Annotated in this window: 2 protein-coding genes; both read left to right on the forward strand. The window is 74.0% G+C overall.

What is annotated here, in order from left to right; all coding sequences use genetic code 11:
• A partial coding sequence (locus tag amrb99_RS49465; RefSeq protein WP_190869035.1) for a phage tail protein occupies positions 1-647 on the forward strand: 647 nt, incomplete at its 5' end.
• The coding region (locus amrb99_RS49470) for a hypothetical protein (protein ID WP_190869036.1) at positions 641-968 on the forward strand (328 nt) is incomplete at its 3' end. The genes amrb99_RS49465 and amrb99_RS49470, both read left to right, overlap by 7 nt.

Consider the following 968-nt stretch of genomic DNA (forward strand, 5'->3'; position numbering starts at 1 on the left):
GCCGGTTGCAGGCGTCGATCCGGCACCCGGTACGGGACGGCCGCCGCGTGCCCGGCATCGTGACCGTGCAGCTCCCGGACGGCACGGCCCGATGGATCGAGGCCTACTACCACGGCGGCATCGACCCGACCGAGGACCCGCTCGACGACCTGCTGACGCTGTACGCCGAGTTCCCGAACCTGGAATTCCTCGCGCTCGATGCGTACTGGATCGGCGGCGAAGTCGGCGACGGGTGGGCGAACAACGCCGCGCGCCCGTTCTTCGGCGGGATGCCCCGCACGCTGGCCGCGTCGGCGGTCCTCGGCGACGTCACCACCTTCGTCCCCGGCGACGCCGACACCTGGGGCATCTGGCGGTTCCGGGGCCCCGGATCCCCGATCGCCACCAACCTGACGTCCGGGCGCACCTGGTCGTGGCGCGCCGACTCCCCGATCCCCGCCGGCCGGACCGTCACCGTGGACACCCGTCCGCGCGTGCTGAGCGTGGTGGACGACCTCGGCAACGACCTGTACGACGACCTGAACCTCTGGCCCGACTTCTGGCCGCTCGAGCCCGGCGTCAACGACCTGCACGTCGAGATCGTCGGCGCGACGGCCGCGTCCCGCGCCGACTACGAGGCCGACGTCCGGTGGCAGGCGGCATGGTGAGCACGCTCCAGACGTTCGTGCGCGGCGCCGACCTGCGCATCATCGGCGAGATCCGGGGCTGGCGGACCCTCGAGGTCACGCTCCGGTACATGCAGGTCGGGTCGTGGCAGATCACGGGCGCGGCGGACAGCCTCGTCGCGCGGCTCGCCGAGCCCGGCCGCGGCCTGGTCGTGCGGGACCCGCGCGGCGTGCCGCTGCACGCGCCGGACGGCGTCCTGATCTCCGGGGACCTCGGCGAGGACGGCCCGCAGGAGTACGCGGCGGGCGACTCGGGGAAGACCGGCGCGGGCTCGCTCCAGCTCACGGGCGGCGACGACCTCG

Source organism: Actinomadura sp. RB99, from assembly GCF_014706005.1.
In the GTDB taxonomy this organism is placed as follows: domain Bacteria; phylum Actinomycetota; class Actinomycetes; order Streptosporangiales; family Streptosporangiaceae; genus Spirillospora.